The 788-nt window shown below is 76.6% G+C and carries 1 pseudogene; it reads left to right on the forward strand.

The annotated features are described in order from the left end of the window. A pseudogene (locus ACLJQM_RS48200) lies at window positions 1-788 on the forward strand (hypothetical protein); the annotation flags it as partial.

Raw genomic sequence — 788 nt, forward strand, 5'->3', positions numbered from 1 at the left:
ATGCCGCCCGGCGGCACACCCGGCAGCGGTGGTGGCGGGCTTGGCGGTGGGACCCCGCGCACCGGCGGCGGTGGTGGGGGCTGGACCGGCACCCCGGGCAGCCCCGGCGCGCACACCGACGCACCCGCACGGCCCCGCACCGGCGCGGACCTGCCCACCAGCCGTCCCCGCACACCCGACACACCCGCACCCGCCGCCCGCAGCGGCTACGGGCCCGGCACCCACACCCCCGACACCCGCCCCGGCGGGCACACCCCCGGCACCAACGGCGGCACCCGCCCGCACAGCGCCGAGACCGGCGGCCACACCCCCGGCACCAACGGCGCCAACCCCGGCACCCGGCCGCACGGCACCGACGGCCACACCCCTGGCACCGACGGCAGCACCCACGCACCCCACGACAACACCCCCCACGACCACACCCCCACCGACCCCGACAGCACCCCCCACCACCACGACCCCGAACCCCCCACCCCCGACCAGATCAACGCCCGCCACGCCGAAAACACCCCCGCCGGCAGCTCCTACCACGCCGACGACCCCACCATGGGCGACCTCCCCCACCGCGTCCCGCCCGACCCCCACGGCCGCTACACCGTCGACGTCCACGTCACCCCCGACGGACACGCACGCATCGGCGACCACCACTACACCCCCGAAGAATTCGCCGACATCCTCCGCCGCAACCCCGACTACGACGGCCGCCCCATCCGGCTCATCGGCTGCGACGCCTCCTCCAACGACTTCGCCCACCGCCTCTCCCGCGAACTCGACACCGACGTCACCGC

It is taken from the genome of Amycolatopsis sp. cmx-4-83 (assembly GCF_046548815.1).
In the GTDB taxonomy this organism is placed as follows: domain Bacteria; phylum Actinomycetota; class Actinomycetes; order Mycobacteriales; family Pseudonocardiaceae; genus Amycolatopsis; species Amycolatopsis pretoriensis_A.